Here is a 20,815-nt window from a genome sequence, read left to right on the forward strand (position 1 = left end):
GCAGGGATATCTCGCCACCGCGGTCGTGAACCGCGATCCGAACTGAGATCCTCTTACCGTGAACGGCGACCGCTATCGAACATGTAGCCATGTTGGCCTGTCCGGGATGATGCCGTCAATCAAAAGGAGTGCTGTGATGAGCGATCTGTCGATCGTCCGTGTAATGTGCATCAAATCAGCGGTGATGCGCCCCGGGGCTTGTCTCGCAATCGCCCTCATTCTCCCGTTCGTCGGTCTATGCTTGCCGGGATGGGCCTTGCCGGGCGCTCATGCGGCCGAGCCATTGGAACAATTCCCTGTTGTCATAACCTGCGAATACAAAGGTTTGCATCAGGCCTTCTATTTCGCGAGATCGGATTCCAAGGGCGTGGCCACCTATGTCAACCCAAGCAGGCTTGCCGGAACCATAACCGTGGGCGGTACCGCCAAGGCTCTCGGCGAACCAGTCGGGGGAACTTGCCTCGGCAAAACACTTGAAGAGCTGCGAGCGTCGGGACAGGCGCGCGATCTGGGGCACTAGCAGCCGCCTTTTTTCGTTGAAGTCGATAGCGATGCAGGGGGAGCAGGATGACCACGGAAATCGAGCGAAAATTCCTCGTGTCAAACGATAGCTGGCGCGATCACGCATCGGTGGGCGCCGCATTCCGCCAGGGCTACCTGCTGGCACGAAAAGATTCGTTTGTCCGTGTCAGGATCATCGACGAGGCCCGCGCCCTTCTGACGGTCAAGCTCCGGACAGGGCGCCTGAGGCGCGAAGAGTTCGAATTCGAGATCCCCTATGCCAACGGTCTGGAAATGATCGCTCATGCAAAGAGCGTGCTGCATAAAACCCGCTTTGAGGTAAGCCATCGCGGCTACCTCTGGGAGGTGGACGTCTACACCGGCGCCAATGACGGGCTCGTCGTCGCAGAAATCGAACTTGATGACGAAAGCGATCAACCGCCCTGTCCGCCGTGGCTGGGTGTGGAGGTGACAGGAGATGCCGCATATTCCAATCGAACGCTTGCAACGTCCGTGCGAGGCGGCCAGCAAGACCGATGCGGCCGCGTGCGAAGTTCCTTAGTGAGTGCCCTGCCGTTAACATGATATTCGCGATCGCTGCCATAACCAGCGTCGGATATCTGTAACCTGCCGCCCGGCAAATGTTCGGTGGTCAGGCAGGCTCGGCAATTGCAAGTGACACTGTTGCGGGAATGCGTGGGCATAGGGCATTCCTCTGTGCGAAGCAGCGTCGTGAGCAAGCACTTTCTGAAGGGATAAAAATGATCAAGGCATCCGTCGACCATGCGGCATTGGCCCGGCAAATCTCCGAAATCGCAACGCTGGAAGGCGAATTCGTTCTCCGCTCGGGCCAGGTGTCGCACCGCTATTTCGACAAATACCGCTTCGAAGGCACACCGGCTCTCCTGAAGCCGCTGGCGCAGGCAATGGCCGCCCTTCTGCCCGCCGATATCGAAATCATCGCCGGGCTGGAGCTCGGTGGCGTACCGCTCGTGACCGCGATCTCGCTGGAAACAGGCCTGCCAGCCGCCTTCATCCGCAAGGAAGCCAAGACCTACGGCACCTGCCGCGCGATCGAAGGGCAGGACGTGGCCGGCCGGCGCGTGACCTTCATCGAGGACGTAATCAGCACGGGCGGGGCGGTGGCCGATGCCTATCGGATGGCGGTCGGGGAAGGGGCCGAGGTGCTTGGCGTCGTCTGCGCGATCTGGCGCGGCGAGGGGGCTGCGCGCATCGAGGGCATGCCCGGGCTTCAGGTGTATCCGGTGTTTACGCGGGCGGATCTGGAGAATGCTCGGTAGGCGGATGCCTTTCGGGCTTCCGGCAGGCGCCCGTTGCGGCCGGCGTGATAGCGACTAGACTGCCGACGGCAAAGAAAACCGGATGTTGGCGGCGAGCATGGTGCGTTTGAAGGGTGAGACTATCGCGCTGCGGCCGGCGTCTTTTGACGATGTGGATGCTCGGCTGTCTCTTGGCAACCCGGTCGAGATCGTCGAGATGTTTGGCATTGACCATGATGATGTGACGCCGCTGACGAGAGAGGGTGCCGTTCAGTGGATCCAGGGCCTCGTCGTTCATCCGCATGCCTGGATCATCGAATTTCAGGGGCGGCTGATCGGCGAAATCCGGCTGGACAGGCTCGACGCCATCGATCGCCACGCCTCCATGGCGATCGGCATCTACGATCCGCAATTGCTGGGAAAAGGGCTCGGGAGCGAGGCTATTCGTCTCCTCCTGCACCATGCTTTCAACGAGTTGCGGCTGCACCGGATCGGGATAAGGGTGCTTGCGTACAATACGCGGGCGATCCGGGCCTACGAGAAATGCGGCTTCGTGATCGAAGGCAGAGAGCGGGAGGCCGCTTTCGTTGATGGTGTGTGCCATGACGACGTAATGATGGGGCTGCTGGAGACGGATTTTTCGGCACAGGCACAGACCGATTGATGAGCCTCACCGTGAAAGGCGTGCGACGAGTTCTTCCTTTTTCTTGAAGGCGTCGGGGATGCTGCCGTTTGCAAGCGAGGCGTTGCAGTCGTCCAGCGCCTTCTGCAGCTCGCCGAGTTCCATATAGGCATAGCAGCGATTGTTATAGCTCACTGCGACATTGTTCTTGGCGGTGACGTCGGTATCGTAGAGGTAGGGATATCTGTTGAGAAGGTCGAGTGCGCCTTTGTTGTCCTTTCGGTTGAAATAGATCATCGAAAGCTCGATCGCTGCCTGCGCGCGCCTGTCGTCCTGCGAGTTCGCAACTTCTGTCAGGTCATCTATGGCCTTCTCGTCGTTCTTCATGGCCTGATACACGAGCCCGCGCCAGTAACGTGCTTCGACACCACTTTCGGGATCAGCGGTAATCTGCGAGCACTTGTCGAGCGCTGCATCATATTGCTTGAGCTGATAGTTGCCGAAGCACAGATAGATCCGGTTATAGGCCTTGCCGTTGAGTGCCAGTGCCGCCTTTGCCGCATCGACCATCTCAGACGGCCGGTGGTATTTCGAATACATCCCGGCGAGCGTTTCATAGATATCTGCGACGGCCATGTCCTTCTCTTCCGGTGTCGGAAACGAAGCGGCCCCTATATGCGACAGGGCTTCCTTGTATTTGGTGACGGCATTGTCGTAGAAGCCTTTGTAGTACCAGGATCTCGCGACAAGCTTGTCGATAAGAAAATTCTGATTTCCCCCGCCCGACTGCACGAGGCGCGGATCGGTGCCATAGCTATCGGCCGCAATCTGCAGCAAACGACCGGAGTAGGGCTCTCCGCCTGATTGTGAGATCATATCCGACAGGATGTCGTCGACAGCTGCGTTGGTTTCATACTGATTCATCTGGCCGAACTGCTGCAGAGCCTTTGCCGCGTCGGCCTCCAAGCCCGGCCGAAGGGTCTGCTTCATGAAATCCTGAAAGCAGGAAACATAGGCGTCTCCCCGTTTGCCGTAACAAGTCGTTCCTGCCGTTTCGAACAGATATCGGTACAGCTGCAGGGGCAGCAGTTTCAGCGGCGAACCTTCCGGTGCGTTCGCACCATAGCGGTCGACGAAGGCGTACATCATGTCGATGTCGCCACCCCATTTGGGCTGCAGGGTCGACAAGACGATCTGGTAGAGAGGCATGTAATGCGGGTAGACTGCTATCGCCTGGTCGAGCGCGTCGTTCAGCCGTGATGTCGCGCCATAGCCGCGCAGCATGTTCACCTGCAGATACAGGCCGTAGGCCGAGGTCGGGTCGAGCTTCAGAACCTTGCTGACATCGGCGGCGCCCTTTTGCAGGATGCTGGCAAAAGCGACCTGCGACTGCTTGTCGGTTTTCGCGCTGAACCTGTGGCCGCGCTTATACCATGCGAGGTCGTAGTAATATTGCGCGCGCACGAGGCGCGGAAACGGAGCCAGTGGAGCGTGGTCCACCCAGGCCGAAAGCTTGCGTTCGAAAGATGGGTCGCTGAGATCGGAAACGGCTTTGACGAAGTCGTCGAAAGGATAGAACGTCCATACCTTGGCGCGGCTCGCCGCAAGCGTATCGCTCGAAATTCTGGTCGCGGTGGCAAAATCACCCCGCTTGATGGCATCCTGCACAAGTTTGGCGCGGATGAAGGGCAGCTTGTCCTGTCGACCAGCCGGGCGTGCGGCGCTGACCTGCGCATCCTGACTGCTGTCGGCAATGCCGCGCAGGGACCAGTCCGATACTTCCAACTTCGACAAGGCAGCGGAAGGCATGAACCGCTCTCCCACCCATACGCCGGTCATCAGGATGCTCACGCCGGCGACGGCCAGCAGGAAAAGCATCAACGGATTTCGTCCTGCGCTGATCGTAGCCATATCATCCAGCTCAAAGGAATATGTGCCCGGCAAACTATTGGGGCGCCGAAATCGGGATATTCCGCAAGCGTACGTTGTATCAAGCCGGATATTGCTGCAAGGGACCGGCAGGGGGTTCTGCGGCTATTGTTGCCGGTTAAGCAAACAGTTCGTTTACGTCGGCTTGTCGCGAGTCGAAGATCACGAGCGCCGGTCAGCGAGCAGCGCGCTTGGCCGGGAGGGTGGAAGCAGAATGGTCACACGGTGAGGAGTGCGCACGACAGATCCTCTGACCGCATTGTGGCTTTCTCTACCGCCCGTCCGGCCATTCCGGCTTGCTGATACTCTGCAGCAGCTCCGCATCCACGCCATCGATCCGCGCAATCACCTGCTTGGCCATCTCGCGGCCGGCGTGGCGGACGTCTTCGTAGGCGGTGATGATCTCCGGGCGGATCCAGTTGAGGATCGGGGCGGATTGTTTGGAGACGAGGTCGACGTCGTGGCCGAGGCGTTTGCCGGCGGCTTCGATGCCGGCGTTGACGGCGATAGTGGCGCTGCCGGCGGACGAGACGATGCCATCAGGGGCACCAGGGGAGCGCATCAGCTGCTCCACGGCGTCACGGATTTCGGCGAGCGGGGCGTCGATATTGGCGCGTAGCGGCACTTCCTCGGCGCCATAATCGTGCAGGCCGGTCTGAAAGCCGATGCGGGTATGGGTGTAATAGGTGAGCTTGCTCGGCGGCTGCAGCAGGGCAATGCGCTTGCGGCCGCGGTTGACGAGCTTCTGCACGGCCTGATGGGCGTAAGCCTCGTTGTCAAAATCGTGGTAGGGGTGCACGAGGCCGGCATCGGTGCGGCCGTGGGCGGTAAAGGGCATGCCGCTTTCGGCGAGCAGGCGCACGCGCGGATCGTCAGGCTCGACGCGCGAGATGATGACACCGTCTGCGGAGCCTGTGTCGAGGATATAGCGCACCGGCAGCATGGGGTCCTTGCTGTGCGAATGCGGGGTGACGACGATGTGGTAGGGCGTGCCGGTCAGCACTTCGGAAATGCCGAAGACCATCTGGCTGGAAAAGCCCATGATCTCCTCATCTATACTGAGGACGAGGGCAATTACGTTGGTCTTGCCTGTTCTCAGGCGTACGCCGGCCCGGTTCGGCTGGTAGCCGAGCTGGCGGGCGACCATGCGCACCCGTTCCTTGGTTTCAGCGCCAATATCCGGTGCATCTTTCAGTGCCCGCGATACGGTCGTCACGCCAAGGCCCGTCATGAAGGCGATCGTCTTCAATGTCGGGCGCTCGCGTGGAACGGAACCGGATGCCGCTCCGCCGAAATTTCCGTTGTTTTCCATCCCTTTAGGCCCGCCTCACGCGATTTGCTTAGCCTTATAGAGGCTTTTTGCTGCGCTGTAAGTACGCCGGCGCTGAAAAAGCTCTCCTCCCTGAGCGAGACAATCTGTAACGATACAGTAGAAATGTCGAGCCTTTTTTCTGATCAACGTTGCATAGTGGTCCTCTCTGGTTGAATCGCGTGTCCGGCGCGCGATTTTTTGCACCTGCGAAATAGTGAAAGATCGAAATTGTCAGATTAATCAAAAATTAAATAGTTGAATCAGTAGTATAGATGAGTGCCGCAATTGCGAAATCGCTTGCCTACGCTTTTCTTATAGAGCAAAGACGGAACTGGTGATTGCCCTCATAGGCTGTAATGGCGCCTTTCACAGAAAATTTTACGAGCGGGCGGTTGCGCGGATAAATCGATTGCTCTAAGTTTTTCCGGCAACGTTTCAGTGAGGGAGGAGAACTCATGAAAATCCGTATGATGGCGGCTGTGCTTGCCGCTTCCGTAGCCATTCCGTTTGGTGCCGCCAAGGCAACCGATCTCGAAGTCACCCATTGGTGGACCTCGGGCGGTGAAGCTGCCGCTGTAGCTGAGCTGGCAAAGGCATTCGATGCCACCGGCAACCATTGGGTGGACGGCGCAATCGCCGGTTCCGGCAGCACGGCGCGCCCGATCATGATCAGCCGCATCACCGGCGGTGACCCGATGGGTGCCACCCAGTTCAACCACGGCCGTCAGGCCGAGGAACTCGTTCAGGCCGGCCTCATGAAGGATCTGACCGATGTGGCGACCGCAGGCAAATGGAAGGATATCATCCGTCCGTCGACCCTGCTCGATTCCTGCACGATCGACGGCAAGATCTATTGCGCACCCGTCAACATCCACTCCTGGCAGTGGCTGTGGCTGTCGAATGCCGCCTTCCAGAAGGCCGGCGTTTCGGTTCCGAAGAACTGGGATGAATTCGTCGCTGCCGCTCCGGCTCTGGAAAAGGCCGGGATCGTTCCTCTTGCAGTCGGCGGCCAGGGCTGGCAGGCAAGCGGCGCCTTCAACGTTCTGATGATCGCCATCGGCGGCAAGGACAACTACCTGAAGGTCTTCAAGGACAAGGATGCCAAAGTGGCAGCCGGCCCCGAGATCGCCAAGGTCTTCAAGGCTGCCGATGATGCACGGCGCATGTCCAAGGGCAGCAACGTGCAGGACTGGAACCAGGCCACCAACCTCGTCATCACCGGCAAGGCCGGCGGCCAGATCATGGGTGACTGGGCGCAGGGCGAATTCCAGGTTGCCAAGCAGGTTGCCGGCAAGGACTATACCTGCCTTCCGGGCCTCGGCGTGAACGAGATCATCTCGACCAGCGGCGACGCCTTCTACTTCCCGCTCCAGAAGGATGCCGAGAAGGCCAAGGCTCAGGACGTGCTTGCCGCCACACTTCTCGACCCCAAGACCCAGGTTGCCTTCAATCTGAAGAAGGGCTCGCTTCCGGTTCGCGGCGACGTCGACATCTCGGCCGCAAACGACTGCATGAAGAAGGGTCTCGATATCCTCTCCAAGGGTAATATCGTCACCAGCTCCGATCAGCTCGTTTCGCCCGATACGACAAAACAGATCGAAGACCTCTTCGCCGAGTTCTTCGCCAATAACACGATGACGCCCGACGCAGCGCAGAAGCGCTTCGCCGACATCATCGCCGCCGCCGACTGATCCTCGGTCCTCAAGCCCATCAGGTCCGGTCCTGCATGTCGCAGGGCCGGATCGCGCCGCCGGATCTCTGATCCTTGCGGCGACGGCAGGTCACACCCGGCTGCGGTCGCGCCAAGACCGCATAGCGGTTGCGACAGGGACGGGAAGGGCGGCCGTCTTCGGATGGAGCCCCGATCACCGAAGCGACTGTGCTTCAGGAGGAAACTCAATGACAGGTCAAGCGAAAGCCGGCCGACCGTTTAAATTGTTTCGCAATCTGAATTCGAAGATTGCCTCTATTCCCATGATCCTCACCGCCATGGTCATCTTTCTCGGTGGTACGATCTGGACGGTGGTTTATTCCTTCACCAATTCCAAGCTTCTGCCGCGATTGAACTTCGTAGGCATCGAGCAATATCAGCGTCTCTGGGCCGCTCCGCGTTGGGTCGTGTCCATCGAGAACCTGGCGATCTACGGCATTCTGTCGCTGATCTTCAGTCTGGTCATCGGTTTCATGCTGGCGGCTCTCATGGATCAGAAGATCCGTTTCGAGAACACGTTCCGCACGATCTTCCTCTATCCCTTCGCGCTGTCCTTCATCGTCACCGGTCTCGTGTGGCAGTGGATCCTCAATCCGGAATTCGGCGTCCAGGCGGTCGTGCGGTCGCTGGGGTGGACGAGCTTCAGTTTCGATCCGCTCTATACGTCTGAAATCGTCATTTACGGGGTGCTGATCGCCGCCCTCTGGCAGGGTACCGGCCTCGTGATGTGCCTGATGCTCGCCGGGCTTCGCGGCATTGACGAGGATATCTGGAAGGCTTCCCGCGTCGATGGCATTCCGATGTGGCGGACCTATCTCTTCGTCATCATTCCGATGATGCGGCCGGTCTTCATCACCACGCTCGTCATCATCGCCAGCGGCATCGTCAAGGTCTACGACCTCGTCGTCGCCCAGACCAGCGGCGGTCCGGGCATCTCGTCGGAAGTGCCGGCGAAATACGTCTACGACTACATGTTCCAGGCGCAGAATCTCGGTCAGGGCTTTGCAGCTTCGACCATGATGCTGCTGACAGTGGCGATCATCGTCATTCCCTGGGCATATCTGGAATTTGGCGGAGGGCGCAAACGTGGCTGACAATATCGCTCTCAAGGCCGTCAATGGCGGCGACACTCCTTTCGAGAAGAAGTCGGTTTCCGGTCCGACCGGGCCAAAGCCGCGGCCGGTGGTTTCGGGCCGCAACATCATCGTCTACGGCACGCTTTTCGTGGCCGCCGTCTATTACTTGATTCCGCTCTACGTGATGGTCGTCACCTCGCTCAAGGGGATGCCGGAGATCCGGCTCGGCAACATCTTCGCGCCGCCGATGGAAATCACCTTCGAACCCTGGGTCAAGGCCTGGGCGACGGCCTGCACCGGCCTCAACTGCGACGGTCTTTCGCGCGGTTTCTGGAACTCGGTACGCATCACCGTTCCTTCGGTCATCGTCTCGATCGCGATCGCCTCGGTCAATGGTTATGCGCTGGCGAACTGGCGCTTCAAGGGATCGGAATTCTTCTTCTCGGTCCTCATCATCGGCGCCTTCATTCCCTATCAGGTGATGATCTATCCGATCGTCATCATCCTGCGCGAAATCGGCATCTACGGCTCGCTCACCGGGCTCGTCATCGTGCATTCGATCTTCGGCATGCCGATCCTGACGCTGCTCTTCCGCAACTACTTCGTGTCTCTGCCGGAGGAACTCTTCAAGGCGGCGCGTGTCGACGGGGCGGGCTTCTGGCAGATCTTCCTGAAGATCATGCTGCCGATGTCGCTGCCGATYTTCGTCGTCGCGATGATCCTGCAGGTGACCGGCATCTGGAACGACTTCCTGTTCGGCGTGGTCTTCACCCGGCCGGATACCTATCCGATGACCGTGCAGCTCAACAACATCGTCAATTCCGTCCAAGGCGTGAAGGAATACAACGTCAACATGGCGGCAACAATCCTTACAGGACTTGTTCCGCTCGTCGTCTATTTCGTGTCGGGGCGGCTTTTCGTCCGTGGCATCGCCGCTGGCGCAGTGAAGGGTTGATCCCATGAACATGAATGCAAGTGTTTCCATCAAGGACCTGTCGCTGAACTTCGGTGCGGTCAGCGTGCTCAAGGATCTGAACCTCGACATCAATGACGGCGAATTCCTGGTGCTGCTCGGCTCTTCGGGCTGCGGCAAGTCGACGTTGCTGAACTGCATTGCCGGGCTGCTCGACGCCTCGGAAGGGCAGATCTTCATCAAGGGCAAAAACGTCACCTGGGAAGAGCCGAAGGACCGCGGCATCGGCATGGTCTTCCAGTCCTATGCGCTTTATCCGCAGATGACTGTTGAAAAGAACCTCTCCTTCGGCCTTCGCGTCGCCAAGGTGCCGCAGGTCGAGATCGACAAGCGCGTAGCGCGTGCCTCCGAGATCCTGCAGATCCAGCCGTTGTTGAAGAGGAAGCCCGCCGAGCTTTCCGGCGGCCAGCGCCAGCGTGTGGCGATCGGCCGTGCCCTGGTGCGCGATGTCGATGTCTTCCTCTTCGACGAGCCACTGTCGAACCTCGATGCGAAGTTGCGCTCGGAACTGCGCGTCGAAATCAAGCGTCTGCACCAGTCGCTGAAGAACACGATGATCTACGTCACGCATGACCAGATCGAGGCACTGACGCTGGCTGACCGTATCGCCATCATGAAGAGCGGCATCATCCAGCAGCTCGACGATCCGACGACGATCTACAACAAGCCGCGCAATCTCTTCGTCGCCGGCTTCATCGGCTCGCCGTCTATGAACTTCCTGCATGGCGAACTGATCAAATCGGGTGACGGCATCGCCTTTACCGCCAATGGCGTCAATTTCTCGCTCGCCGCCTATGACGGCTACGATAAGCTGCAGCCCGGCCGCAAGGTGGTGCTTGGCGTTCGCCCCGAACACATCAAGGTCAACGAGAATACCGGTGGCGAAGAGCATGACGCCACCGTCGACATCGAGGAACCGATGGGCGCGGACAATCTTCTGTGGCTGAAACATGCCGGTCACACGATGTCGGTACGCATCAACGGTGCGCGCCGCTTCAATGTCGGAGCCAAGGTGAAGCTCAGCTTCGACATGTCGCTCGCCTCGGTCTTCGACGGCGAAAGCGAACTGCGCCTCTAGAAAGTTCTGCGGGCGGCGCTGGAAACAGTGCCGCCCGATCCTCCAATCGGCCGTCAGGCCAGCCAAATTCGGCCGCAGTCCGGCTTGCCCGGCATTCCCAGGAGCGGCCCGATCAGGATAAGACTATGACATCCTTGCCGAAGAACGGTTTCAACATCGAACTTTCGGGCTCGTGGCAGCTTGCCTCCGCCGATGGCGAGATCCGCAGCGTCATCACGCTGCCGGGCGACGTGCACACCGCGCTTCACCGCGCGGGACTGATCCCGGATCCCTATTTCGGTCGAAACGAGGAAAAGGTGCAGTGGGTCGCCCAGCGCGAATGGGTGGTCGAGCGCAGCTTCACGCTTCCCGATGCCGAGGGCGACTGGTATCTCGACATCGACTATCTCGACACGGTCGCCAGCGTTCACGTCAACGGCTTCCTGGCGCTCGAAGCCGATAACAGCTTCCGCCGCTACAGGCCGGATGTGTCGAGCATGCTGAAGAAGGGCGAGAACACGATCCGCATCGTCTTTGCCTCAAGCATTGCCACCGGCGCCGAACGGCAGAAGAAGCAGCCCTTCTACATTCCCTATAGCACCGGCAATTCGCCGATCCCTGACGGCAACATGCTGCGCAAGCCGCAGTGCCATTTCGGCTGGGACTGGAATATCGCCATTGCCCCTCTCGGCCTCTACGGCACGATCGCGCTGAAGAAGCTGGAGACGGCGCGCATCGAGCATGTGCTGACACGCCAGACGCATAATGCCGATGGTTCGGTGGAGTTGCAGGTCACGGCGACGCTCTATGCCAAGAATGCCGGCATCGCCCAGCTCTATTTCGATCTCGATGGCGAGCGCGTGCGCCTCGATGTCGGCGTCAACCCCGGCGAGGCTGACATCAACCACGTCTTCCAGATCGATAATCCGCGCCTCTGGTGGCCCTCCGGCAGCGGCGAGCAGGTGCTTTATACGCTCACCGTCGAGCTTGGCTCCGACAGCGTGACGAAGCAGATCGGCCTGCGTACGATCGAACTGATCACGACGCCCGATGCCGCCGGCAGCCGTTTCGCCTTCAAGGTCAACGGCCGCGAGATCTTCTGCCGCGGCGCCAACTGGATCCCGGCCGATGCGCTGTTCTCGCTGTCGTCGCAAGAGAATACCGAGGACCTGCTGCAGTCGGCCAAGGCCGCCAACATGAACATGATCCGTGTGTGGGGCGGCGGCTTCTACGAGCACGACTGGTTCTACGATATCTGCGATCGCCTCGGCCTGATGGTCTGGCAGGATTTCATGTTCGCCTGCAACCTCTATCCCTCGACCGAGGACTTCCTGGAAAATGTCGCCGTCGAGGTGGATTATCAGGTCCGCCGGCTTTCCTCGCATGCCTCGATCGCGCTCTGGTGCGGCGATAACGAGCTCGTCGGCGCGCTCACCTGGTTTGAGGAGTCCCGTAGGGATCGTGACCGCTATCTCGTTTCCTACGACCGCCTGAACCGCACCATCGAGCAGTCTGTGAAGAAGGCGATGCCAGGCGCTCTCTGGTGGCCGTCGAGCCCGGCTTCCGGTTATCTCGATTTCGGCGATGCCTGGCATGCCGATGGTTCCGGCGACATGCATTACTGGTCGGTCTGGCACGAGAACAAGTCGTTCGACAATTACCGCTCGGTCAGGCCGCGCTTCTGCTCGGAATTCGGCTTCCAGTCCTATACGTCGCTGCCTGTCATCAAGACCTATGCCGACGCCAAGGACATGAACGTCGCTTCGCCCGTCATGGAGCTGCACCAGAAGAACGCCGGCGGCAACGAGCGCATTGCCGGCACGATGTTCCGCTACTTCCGCTTCCCGAAGGATTTCCCGAATTTCGTCTATCTCAGCCAAATCCAGCAGGGTCTGGCGATCAAGACTGCGGTGGAATATTGGCGCTCGCTGAAACCCCATTGCATGGGCACGATCTACTGGCAGCTCAACGACACCTGGCCGGTCGCTTCCTGGTCGAGCCTCGATTACGGCGGCCGCTGGAAGGCGATGCACTATCTCGTCAAGCGCTTCTTCCAGCCGGTGGCTGTGGCGGCGATCCCTTCGGACGATGGCAAGTCGATCCGTTTCTCGCTGGTCAATGACACGCTTGCCGATGTCAGCGTCGATCTGTCGATATCGATCCTGACGATGAAGGGCGAGCGCAAGCACCTGAAGAATGTGCAGGCCATGTGCGAGCCGGATGCGGCGGTCACGGCCGCGACGCTCGATATCTCTGATATCCCCGAGGGCACGCTGCTGGCCTGGCACTTCACCGCCTCGAACGGCATGGGCGGCGAGGGGCATTTCGTCAACGGCACCTACAAGGCGCTGGAACTGGAGCCGGCGGGCCTTTCCGTCACGCATGAATTCATCGAAGAGAATGGCTCGATCGATATCGCCATCACGGCGAAGGGGCTGGCGCTCTTCGTGATGATCGAAACGGATACGGACGGCAAATATTCCGACAACGCCTTCGACCTTGCAGCCGGCGAAAGCCGCCGCATCACCTTTGCCCCGGCAAAACCGCTCGAAAATGGCAAGCTGCCGGAATTCCGCTTCTACGACCTGCATTCCTGCCAGTCGGCAGATTGATCTTACGTGAGAACGGGCACGAGGCCCGAGGAGGATGACATGACCAAGCTCAGCTATCAGCTCTATAGCGCCCGCAATTTCCCGCCTTTGTCGGCGATCTTTGAAAAGCTCGGCAAGGCCGGCTACGGCGAAGTCGAAGGTTTCGGCGGCATTTATGCCGAACTCGACGAAGCCGGCCTGAAGAACCTGCGTGCCGATCTCGACAAGAACGGTCTCGTGATGGCGACCGGCCATTTCAGCCCCGATTTCCTCGACGGCAATGTCGAGAAGTCCCTGCAGATTGCCAAGATCCTCGGCATGGATTCGATCTATGCGCCGCACCTGATGCCCGACCAGCGCCCGACGGATGCTGCCGGCTGGCTCGCCTTCGGCAAGCGCCTGCAGGAAATGAGCAAGCCCTACAAGGATGCGGGCTATGAATTCGGCTGGCACAATCACGACTTCGAATTCGTGAAGCTTTCCGACGGCTCGCTGCCGATCGAGCGCATCTTCGAAGGCGCGCCCGGCATCACCTGGGAAGCGGATATTGCCTGGGTCGTTCGCGGCGGTGCGGATCCCTATGCCTGGGTCGAGAAGCTTGGGGACCGCATCAGCGCCGTCCACGTCAAGGACATCGCACCGGCTGGCGAAGCCACTGACGAAGGCGGCTGGGCCGATGTCGGCCATGGCACGATCGGCTGGGCGAAGCTGCTTCCGGTCGTCAAGGCAAAGACCAAGGCCAAGCATTTCGTCGTCGAGCATGACAATCCCAATGATATCGACCGCAACATCACGCGCTCGATCGCTTCCTTCAAGACCTACTGAGGCAGACCATGACCAAGGAACTTGGCGTCGGCATCATCGGATGCGGCAATATCTCCACCACTTACTTTTCGCTGGCACCGCTCTTCAAGGGGCTGAAGGTGCTCGCCTGCGCCGATATCAATGTGCAGGCTGCAAAGCATCGCGCCGAGGAATATGGCGTGATCGCGCAGACGATCGAAGAGCTTCTCGCCAATGACGAGATCGACGTCGTCGTCAACCTGACGATCCCGGATGCGCATTATCCGGTGTCGAAGGCAGCACTCGAAGCCGGCAAGCACGTCTATTCGGAAAAGCCGCTCGTGCTCTCGCTGGAGCAGGGCGAAGAGCTTCGCCGCATCGCCAAGGAGAAGGGGCTTTCCGTTGGCTGCGCCCCCGATACTTTCCTCGGCGGCGCGCATCAGCTCGCCCGCAAGTTCGTCGATGACGGCGGTATCGGCCGTATCACGTCGGGCGCCTGCTACGTCATGGGCCCGGGCATGGAAATGTGGCATCCGAACCCGGACTTCTTCTTCCTGCCGGGCGGCGGCCCGATCCTCGACATGGGTCCGTATTACATCGCCAACCTGATCAACCTGATCGGACCGGTGAAGCGTGTTGCCGGCTTGACCTCGATGGCGTCGGAAACCCGCACCATCACCAGCCAGCCGCGCAACGGCGAGTCCATTCCGGTCAAGACGCCGACGACGATCCAGGCGCTGCTCGAATTCGTCTCGGGTGCCACCGTGACGCTGACGGCGAGCTGGGATGTGTGGTCGCACCGCCATGCCAATATGGAGCTCTACGGCACGGACGGATCTCTCTACGTGCCGGATCCGAACTTCTTCGGCGGTGTCGTCGAGGCAAGCGGCCGCGACAAGGACATCAAGCAGCTGAACGGCTGGGATCATCCCTTCGGCAAGTTCAACCAGGAAAGCCCGAACGGCCCGCGCGCCAATTACCGCACGGCCGGCCTTGCCGACATGGCCATGGCGCTGATCGAGGGCCGCGATGCACGCTGCTCGCTCGACCGCACGCTGCATGGCGTCGATATCATGACCTCGATCCTGAAGTCGGGTGCGGAAGGCCGGTTCGTGGACCTCACGACGACCTGCACGCAGCCGGCGGCTCTTGGCATTGAAGAGGCGCAGGCGCTCTTGAAGTAAGGTGAGGGGTGCGCCGTGCGCTTGTCGTGCGGTGCGCTCGGGCAATAATCTCGTCATGTCAGGGACAAGCCCTGACATGACGGTGTCGGCTGACAGGGCTTGCCATCAGGCAGCGTCAGTGAGTGAAGTTGTCGAGAACACGCGCCACGCGCTTGCCGTATCGGCGTGCTTAATCCAATAGTGCCGTCGCGCTTTGCCTGACATGAGGGCGGCGACGTTTTTAGCTTTCGACTGCCGCTTGGTGCGGGATACGAAAGAGAAGCACTTTTACAGGTTGAGGAGACCTCAGATGAGCTGGCAACCGGCCGAAAACCGCTATTCGAAGATGAAGTATAACCGCACGGGCCGTTCCGGCCTGAAGCTGCCGGCCGTTTCCCTCGGCCTCTGGCACAATTTCGGCGGTGACACCCCGCATGACCGCAAGGTCGATATGTGCCGCACGGCCTTCGATCTCGGCATCACCCATTTCGACCTCGCCAACAATTACGGCCCGCCTCCCGGCAGCGCCGAGACCGCGTTCGGCGAAATCCTGCGCACCGATTTTGCCGGCCTGCGCGACGAGCTGATCATCTCTTCCAAGGCCGGTTACGACATGTGGCCGGGTCCCTACGGCGAGTGGGGCAGCCGCAAGTATCTGATCGCCTCCTGCGACCAGAGCCTTGAGCGTATGGGTCTCGACTATGTCGATATCTTCTATTCGCACCGTTTCGATCCGGACACCCCGCTGGAAGAGACCTGCGGCGCGCTTGACTATATCGTGCGTTCCGGCCGCGCACTCTATGTCGGCATTTCCTCCTATAATTCGCAGCGCACCCGCGAGGCGGCCGCGATCTTGAAGGATCTGGGAACGCCTTGCCTCATCCACCAGCCGAGCTATTCCATGCTCAACCGCTGGGTCGAAGATGACAAGCTGCTCGATACGCTCGACGACGTCGGCATGGGCTCGATCGTGTTCTCGCCGCTCGCCCAGGGCATGCTGACGACGAAGTATCTCGGCGGCATTCCTTCCGACAGCCGTGCGGCGCAGAACCACTTCCTCAAGAAGGATTTCATCCGTCCTTCGATCATCGACAATATCAAGAAGCTCAACGAGATCGCCGAAAAGCGCGGCCAGACGTTGGCGCAGATGGCGATCGCCTGGGTGCTGCGCGGCGGGCGCGTGACCTCGGCGCTGATCGGCGCCAGCCGTTCGTCGCAGATCGTCGATTGCGTTGCCGCCCTCGACAATCTCGAGTTCACGGCCGAGGAGCTGAAGCAGATCGATGTCTATGCCAAGGAGGCCGACATCAACCTCTGGGCCAAGTCCGCAGAGCTGGAATAGTTTTGATCGCCCGGGGCAAAACCCCGGGCGTTTTTCTGTTATAATTTGATGTACGTGCAGCAAAAATTGTTGCTCAACGGAGGAGCCGCCATGATCCGCAATCCCATCTTGCCTGGATTCAATCCCGATCCGTCCGTTTGCCGCGTCGGCGACGACTATTACATCGCGACCTCCACCTTCGAATGGTATCCGGGTGTGCAGATCCACCATTCGCGCGATCTGGTGAACTGGAAGCTGGTGCGGCGGCCGCTGGAGCGGGCCTCGCAGCTCGACATGCGCGGCAATCCTGACAGCTGTGGCATCTGGGCGCCATGCCTTTCCTATGCCGATGGACAGTTCTGGCTCGTCTATACCGACGTCAAGCGCTTCGACGGCAACTTCAAGGATGCGCATAACTACATCGTGACTTCGCCCACCATCGAGGGCGAATGGTCCGAGCCCGTCTATGTCAATTCCTCGGGCTTCGATCCGTCGCTCTTCCATGACGAGGACGGCCGCAAGTGGTTCATCAACATGCAGTGGAACCACCGGACTGAAAGCTATGGCGGCTCGCCGAAGTCGCCGGCCTTCGACGGCATCCTGCTGCAGGAATGGGACCCGCAGACGAAGGCGCTGAAAGGCCCGATCAAGAACATCTTTGCCGGCAGCCCGCTCGGCCTCGTCGAAGGGCCGCATCTCTTCCGCAAGAACGGCTGGTACTATCTGACGACGGCTGAGGGCGGCACGGGCTATGACCATGCGGTAACGATGGCGCGCTCGCGCAATATCGACGGCCCGTATGAGCTGCATCCGAACCGGCACCTGATCACCTCCAAGGACAATCCGGAAGCGGTGCTGCAAAGGGCAGGGCACGGGCAATATGTCGAGACGCCCGATGGCCAGGTCTATCACACACATCTCTGCGGCCGGCCGCTGCCGCCGAAGCGCCGCTGCACGCTGGGGCGCGAAACGGCGCTGCAGAAATGCGTCTGGCGTGAGGATGGCTGGCTCTACCTCGAAAACGGCACGGCGGTTCCTGATGTCGAGGTGCCGGGCCTTGGCGGTGCTGTGCGGGCGGAGAAGCCGATGCGCAGCGAATATTCCTTCGATGGCGGCAAACTGCCTGATGATTTCCAGTGGCTGCGCACGCCGCAGCCGGAGCGCATCTTCAACCTGACGGACCGTCCCGGCCATCTGCGCCTCATCGGGCGCGAAAGCGTCGGTTCCTGGTTCGAGCAGGCGCTTGTCGCCCGCCGGCAGGAGCATCACAGTTTCCGCGCCGAGACGGTGGTGGAGTTTGCGCCGGATACCTATCAGCAGGTGGCAGGCCTAACGCACTACTATAACCGACACAAGTTCCATGCCGTCGTCGTGACGTTACATGAGAAGCTTGGTCGTTGCGTGACGATCTTCTCCTGCGATGGCGACTATCCGAACGGCCGCATGACGTTCCCGGCCGATGCGGGAGTGGCGATCCCGGCCGATGGCCGCGTGCAGCTTTCCATGGAGATCCGCGACAACGACCTGCAGTTTTTCTGGCAGACGGAAGGCAAGGGCGCCTGGCAGCCGATCGGCCCGGTTCTCGACGCGGGCGTCGTCTCGGATGAAGGCGGGCGCGGCGAGCATGGCTCGTTTACCGGCGCCTTCGCGGGCATCCTCGCTTTCGATACGTCGGGCCGGGCAAAGACGGCCGATTTCGACTGGTTCAACTACGAGGAACTGTGAGGGCCGCGATGGCAGGCGATATCCGCATCGAGCCGATGAGCGAGGAGCATATCGAGGGCTTTCACCGGGTTCTCGATACGGTGGCGCGCGAGCGGAAATATCTGAGCCTCCTGCAGGCGCTCCCGCTGGAAGAGACGCGCAAATTCGCGTTGGCCTCGATTGCCTCGGGTAATGTGAACCTCGTCGCTGTCGATGGCGGCGAGGTTGTCGGCTGGTGCGATATCCGCCGGCATTTCTTTCCCTCGCATGCCCATCGCGGCTCGCTCGGCATGGGCCTGCTTCCCGCCTATCGCGGGCAGGGGCTCGGCCACCGCCTCATCGAGGCGGCTATAGCGGGCGGGCGTGAGGCGGGCATGATCCGCATCGAATTTGGCGTGCACGCCGATAATGCGCGGGCGATCCGGCTTTACGAGAGGGTTGGCTTCGTGCGGGAAGGGGTGAGCCGCGATGCCTTCTGCGTCGATGACGAGTACACGGATGTCATCAACATGGCGCTGATCTTAAGATAAGCGCGTCCGGCAGGGGCTTGCTCCCTCTTCTCCCCGGCGGGGAGAAGACACGTGTCGCAATGTCTCGCTCCGCCCTCTTGAGCGCAGGCTCACAACGAGCTGGCAGCAGGCCCATGAAAGGCCGGTGCCATCGACGAAAACACCACCTCCAATGCCATTCTCATCACGCCCGATTACATAGTCGTGATCCCCGGCGGCATGATCTCGCCATCACATATTAGTCTGAAATTAGGATATTAGGAATCCGGCATAAACTACCGATTTCATTACAGATCTTTAATTTTATTTTCAGATTTCGTTCATTTTCGAAGACGTAGTTTCGGGGTGTGTTCAACACGAGGAAGCCCYATGAAAAAGTTTTTTGCAGCTCTTCTTTCCGCCTCTTTCCTGCTCTCGCCGATCGTCGCATCGGAAGCGAGTGCGGCCGATCACCGCCGTCCGCCGGTCGTCGGCCACAAGAGGGTCGTCGTCGAGAAAAAGGTCGTCCGTCGGCATCACTGGTCCAAGGGTTACCGCATGTCGGCTGCCGAGCGCGGCCGCTACGGCGAAGTCCGCGACTACCGCCGTTACCGCCTGGCACCGCCGCCGCGCGGCTATCACTGGGTGAGGGCCGATAACGACTACCTTCTCGTCGGCGTCGCCACCGGTGTGATCTCCAGCATCATCGCCGCCAATCGCTGAGCTCACGCAGGACCTGGAAAAAGGGGCGGCTTCGGCCGCCCTTTTTTGTTTTATGAGGCTGGGCGTCCCGCGACGCAGCGCTCAATGCCTAATCCTGCTTTCGCGACGAAATCACACGCTCGGCGATCATGCCAAGCAATCCCTTCGGCTTCTGTGCCTCACTCTCCGCTGCATCGCCATAGGTTAGCGGATGTAGCCCCTCGATCGGCGGCAAGGGTTCGCACTCGATGCACAGGCACCGGTAGGGTTTGATTGCCGTTGCCCTCATGCTGCCTGCCGGCTCCAGCTCGCGAACGGATCCGGCAGATTTCGCCAGCGCTCTGGAGTGAAGCCATCGCTTCCCACCAGACAAGCATCGAGCTCCCGCCTGATCCAGGCCTCATCCATCGGGTCGGCGCCGATGAAGACGATTTCCTGCCGGCGGTCGCCCCAGACGGGGTCGAGGTAGGGGCCGATGGCGCGCAGGAAGGCGGTTTCCTGCGGCCATTGCTCGCGCGGGACTGCCGCCCACCAGAGGCCCATCTTGCCGGTGCGGACGATGGCGCCCGCCTGGCTGACCTCGCCGACATGATGCGGGCGGGTGGCGAGCCAGAAGAAGCCCTTGGCGCGCACCACGCCCGGCCAGGTGCGGTCGAGAAAGGCCTGGAGTTTTGCGGGGTGGAAGGGGCGCCTCTCGCGGTAGACGAAGGAGCGGATGCCGTATTCCTCGGTTTCCGGCACATGGTCCTTGAAGCCGTGCAGCTCCTTGTACCAGAGCGGATGGGTCTCGGCTTTGTCGATATCGAAGCGGCCGGTGCCGAGCACATCCTTCAGCGGTACCTTGCCGAAATCCGTCTCGATGAGGCGGGCATCCGGGTTGAGGCCGGTGATGATCTTCCGGGCAGCATCGCGTTGCTCTTCGCTCGCCGTGCCGATCTTGTTCAGCACGACAATATCGGCGAATTCGATCTGCTCGACGAGCAGGTCGACGATCGTCCTGGTGTCACCGTCGCCGGCGGTTTCGCCGCGGTCGGCGAGGAAATCGGCCGAGGCGTAATCGGCGAGCAGGTTGGCGGCATCGACGACGGTCACCATCGTATCGAGGCGGGCGACATTCGAGAGGCTGAGCCCATTCTCGTCGCGGAATTCGAAGGTGGTGGCGACGGGCAGGGGCTCGGCAATGCCTGTCGATTCGATCAGCAGGTAATCGAAGCGGCCCTGCTCGGCGAGCTGGCGCACTTCCTTCAGGAGATCGTCGCGCAGCGTGCAGCAGATGCAGCCATTGGTCATTTCAACCAGCTGCTCCTCGGTGCGGGAGAGATTGGCGCCGCCATCCCGCACAAGGGCGGCATCGATATTCACCTCGCTCATATCGTTGACGATGACGGCGACGCGCATGCCCTCGCGATTCCCGAGAACATGATTGAGCAGCGTCGTCTTGCCGGCGCCGAGGAAGCCAGAGAGCACGGTGACGGGAAGTCTCTTGTCCATTGTAGTCTCACTTTATGTTATAACGTAACATTCATATTTGACAAAAAAAGGCGGAACGGGGGTGTCGCCGCCTTCTTTCGCCGCAGCGCTCGCGGGGAGAGCTGCAAGTCC

Annotated in this window: 19 protein-coding genes; 15 read left to right on the forward strand and 4 right to left on the reverse strand. The window is 60.3% G+C overall.

Going from position 1 to position 20,815, the window contains the following annotated elements:
• Positions 1-136: 136 nt before the first annotated feature.
• The 4 genes from AC1DM5_RS17320 (at position 137) to AC1DM5_RS17335 (ending at position 2,445) form a co-directional block, all read left to right on the forward strand.
• Entirely contained in the window at positions 137-520 is a 384-nt protein-coding gene (locus AC1DM5_RS17320) for a hypothetical protein (protein ID WP_477819347.1), read from the forward strand.
• Positions 521-567: 47 nt separating this feature from the next.
• Positions 568-1,086 (forward strand): CYTH domain-containing protein, encoded by a 519-nt coding sequence (locus AC1DM5_RS17325; protein ID WP_477819346.1) that lies wholly within the window; start codon positions 568-570, stop codon positions 1,084-1,086.
• Positions 1,087-1,262: 176 nt separating this feature from the next.
• Positions 1,263-1,802 (forward strand): orotate phosphoribosyltransferase, encoded by a 540-nt coding sequence (pyrE, locus tag AC1DM5_RS17330; protein ID WP_477819345.1) that lies wholly within the window; start codon positions 1,263-1,265, stop codon positions 1,800-1,802.
• A 97-nt stretch (positions 1,803-1,899) separates the two neighbouring features.
• Positions 1,900-2,445: a GNAT family N-acetyltransferase gene (locus tag AC1DM5_RS17335; RefSeq protein WP_477975325.1), complete on the forward strand. Its 546-nt coding sequence runs from the start codon at positions 1,900-1,902 to the stop codon at positions 2,443-2,445.
• 6 nt (positions 2,446-2,451) lie between these two features.
• On the opposite strand, the gene AC1DM5_RS17340 is transcribed toward AC1DM5_RS17335, so the two are convergent.
• A complete protein-coding gene (locus AC1DM5_RS17340; protein ID WP_477975327.1) occupies positions 2,452-4,281 on the reverse strand; it encodes a tetratricopeptide repeat protein in 1,830 nt (609 codons plus the stop codon).
• Between the two features lie 322 nt (positions 4,282-4,603).
• Positions 4,604-5,644: a LacI family transcriptional regulator gene (locus tag AC1DM5_RS17345; protein ID WP_439015799.1), complete on the reverse strand. Its 1,041-nt coding sequence runs from the start codon at positions 5,642-5,644 to the stop codon at positions 4,604-4,606.
• A 455-nt stretch (positions 5,645-6,099) separates the two neighbouring features.
• On the opposite strand from AC1DM5_RS17345, the gene AC1DM5_RS17350 reads away from it, so the two are divergent.
• The 11 genes from AC1DM5_RS17350 to AC1DM5_RS17400 all read left to right on the forward strand — a co-directional run bounded on the left by AC1DM5_RS17350 (position 6,100) and on the right by AC1DM5_RS17400 (position 19,234).
• Positions 6,100-7,335 (forward strand): ABC transporter substrate-binding protein, encoded by a 1,236-nt coding sequence (locus tag AC1DM5_RS17350; RefSeq protein ID WP_113183473.1) that lies wholly within the window; start codon positions 6,100-6,102, stop codon positions 7,333-7,335.
• Between the two features lie 208 nt (positions 7,336-7,543).
• Entirely contained in the window at positions 7,544-8,449 is a 906-nt protein-coding gene (locus AC1DM5_RS17355; RefSeq protein ID WP_037099251.1) for a carbohydrate ABC transporter permease, read from the forward strand.
• 4 nt (positions 8,450-8,453) lie between these two features.
• On the forward strand, positions 8,454-9,386 hold the full coding sequence (locus tag AC1DM5_RS17360; protein WP_051942162.1) for a carbohydrate ABC transporter permease: 933 nt from the start codon (positions 8,454-8,456) through the stop codon (positions 9,384-9,386).
• A gap of 4 nt (positions 9,387-9,390) precedes the next feature.
• Positions 9,391-10,482, forward strand: coding sequence for an ABC transporter ATP-binding protein (locus AC1DM5_RS17365; protein WP_477819341.1), 1,092 nt, complete (start codon positions 9,391-9,393; stop codon positions 10,480-10,482).
• 125 nt (positions 10,483-10,607) lie between these two features.
• Complete coding sequence (locus tag AC1DM5_RS17370) at positions 10,608-13,073, forward strand: beta-mannosidase (RefSeq protein ID WP_477975329.1); 2,466 nt, start codon at positions 10,608-10,610, stop codon at positions 13,071-13,073.
• A 39-nt stretch (positions 13,074-13,112) separates the two neighbouring features.
• Positions 13,113-13,877 (forward strand): sugar phosphate isomerase/epimerase family protein, encoded by a 765-nt coding sequence (locus AC1DM5_RS17375; RefSeq protein ID WP_477819339.1) that lies wholly within the window; start codon positions 13,113-13,115, stop codon positions 13,875-13,877.
• A gap of 8 nt (positions 13,878-13,885) precedes the next feature.
• The gene (locus AC1DM5_RS17380; RefSeq protein WP_477819338.1) at positions 13,886-15,019 is read left to right on the forward strand and encodes a Gfo/Idh/MocA family protein; all 1,134 of its coding nucleotides are present in this window, start codon (positions 13,886-13,888) and stop codon (positions 15,017-15,019) included.
• Positions 15,020-15,308: 289 nt separating this feature from the next.
• Positions 15,309-16,340 carry an L-glyceraldehyde 3-phosphate reductase gene (mgrA, locus tag AC1DM5_RS17385; RefSeq protein ID WP_477975331.1) on the forward strand — a complete coding sequence of 344 codons (1,032 nt, stop codon included), beginning with the start codon at positions 15,309-15,311 and terminating at the stop codon, positions 16,338-16,340.
• Positions 16,341-16,430: 90 nt separating this feature from the next.
• A complete protein-coding gene (locus AC1DM5_RS17390; protein ID WP_477819336.1) occupies positions 16,431-18,044 on the forward strand; it encodes a glycoside hydrolase family 43 protein in 1,614 nt (537 codons plus the stop codon).
• 8 nt (positions 18,045-18,052) lie between these two features.
• Complete coding sequence (locus AC1DM5_RS17395; RefSeq protein WP_477819335.1) at positions 18,053-18,553, forward strand: N-acetyltransferase family protein; 501 nt, start codon at positions 18,053-18,055, stop codon at positions 18,551-18,553.
• A 348-nt stretch (positions 18,554-18,901) separates the two neighbouring features.
• Entirely contained in the window at positions 18,902-19,234 is a 333-nt protein-coding gene (locus AC1DM5_RS17400) for an RcnB family protein (RefSeq protein WP_477819334.1), read from the forward strand.
• An 88-nt stretch (positions 19,235-19,322) separates the two neighbouring features.
• On the opposite strand, the gene AC1DM5_RS17405 is transcribed toward AC1DM5_RS17400, so the two are convergent.
• Both AC1DM5_RS17405 and zigA read right to left on the reverse strand, forming a co-directional pair.
• Positions 19,323-19,502 carry a hypothetical protein gene (locus AC1DM5_RS17405; RefSeq protein WP_477819333.1) on the reverse strand — a complete coding sequence of 60 codons (180 nt, stop codon included), beginning with the start codon at positions 19,500-19,502 and terminating at the stop codon, positions 19,323-19,325.
• Positions 19,499-20,704, reverse strand: a complete 1,206-nt coding sequence (gene zigA, locus AC1DM5_RS17410; RefSeq protein WP_477819332.1) for a zinc metallochaperone GTPase ZigA — start codon at positions 20,702-20,704, stop codon at positions 19,499-19,501. Before zigA ends, AC1DM5_RS17405 begins: the two co-directional genes overlap by 4 nt.
• Positions 20,705-20,815 lie beyond the last annotated feature (111 nt).

The organism is Rhizobium sp. 01T437, from assembly GCF_056398505.1.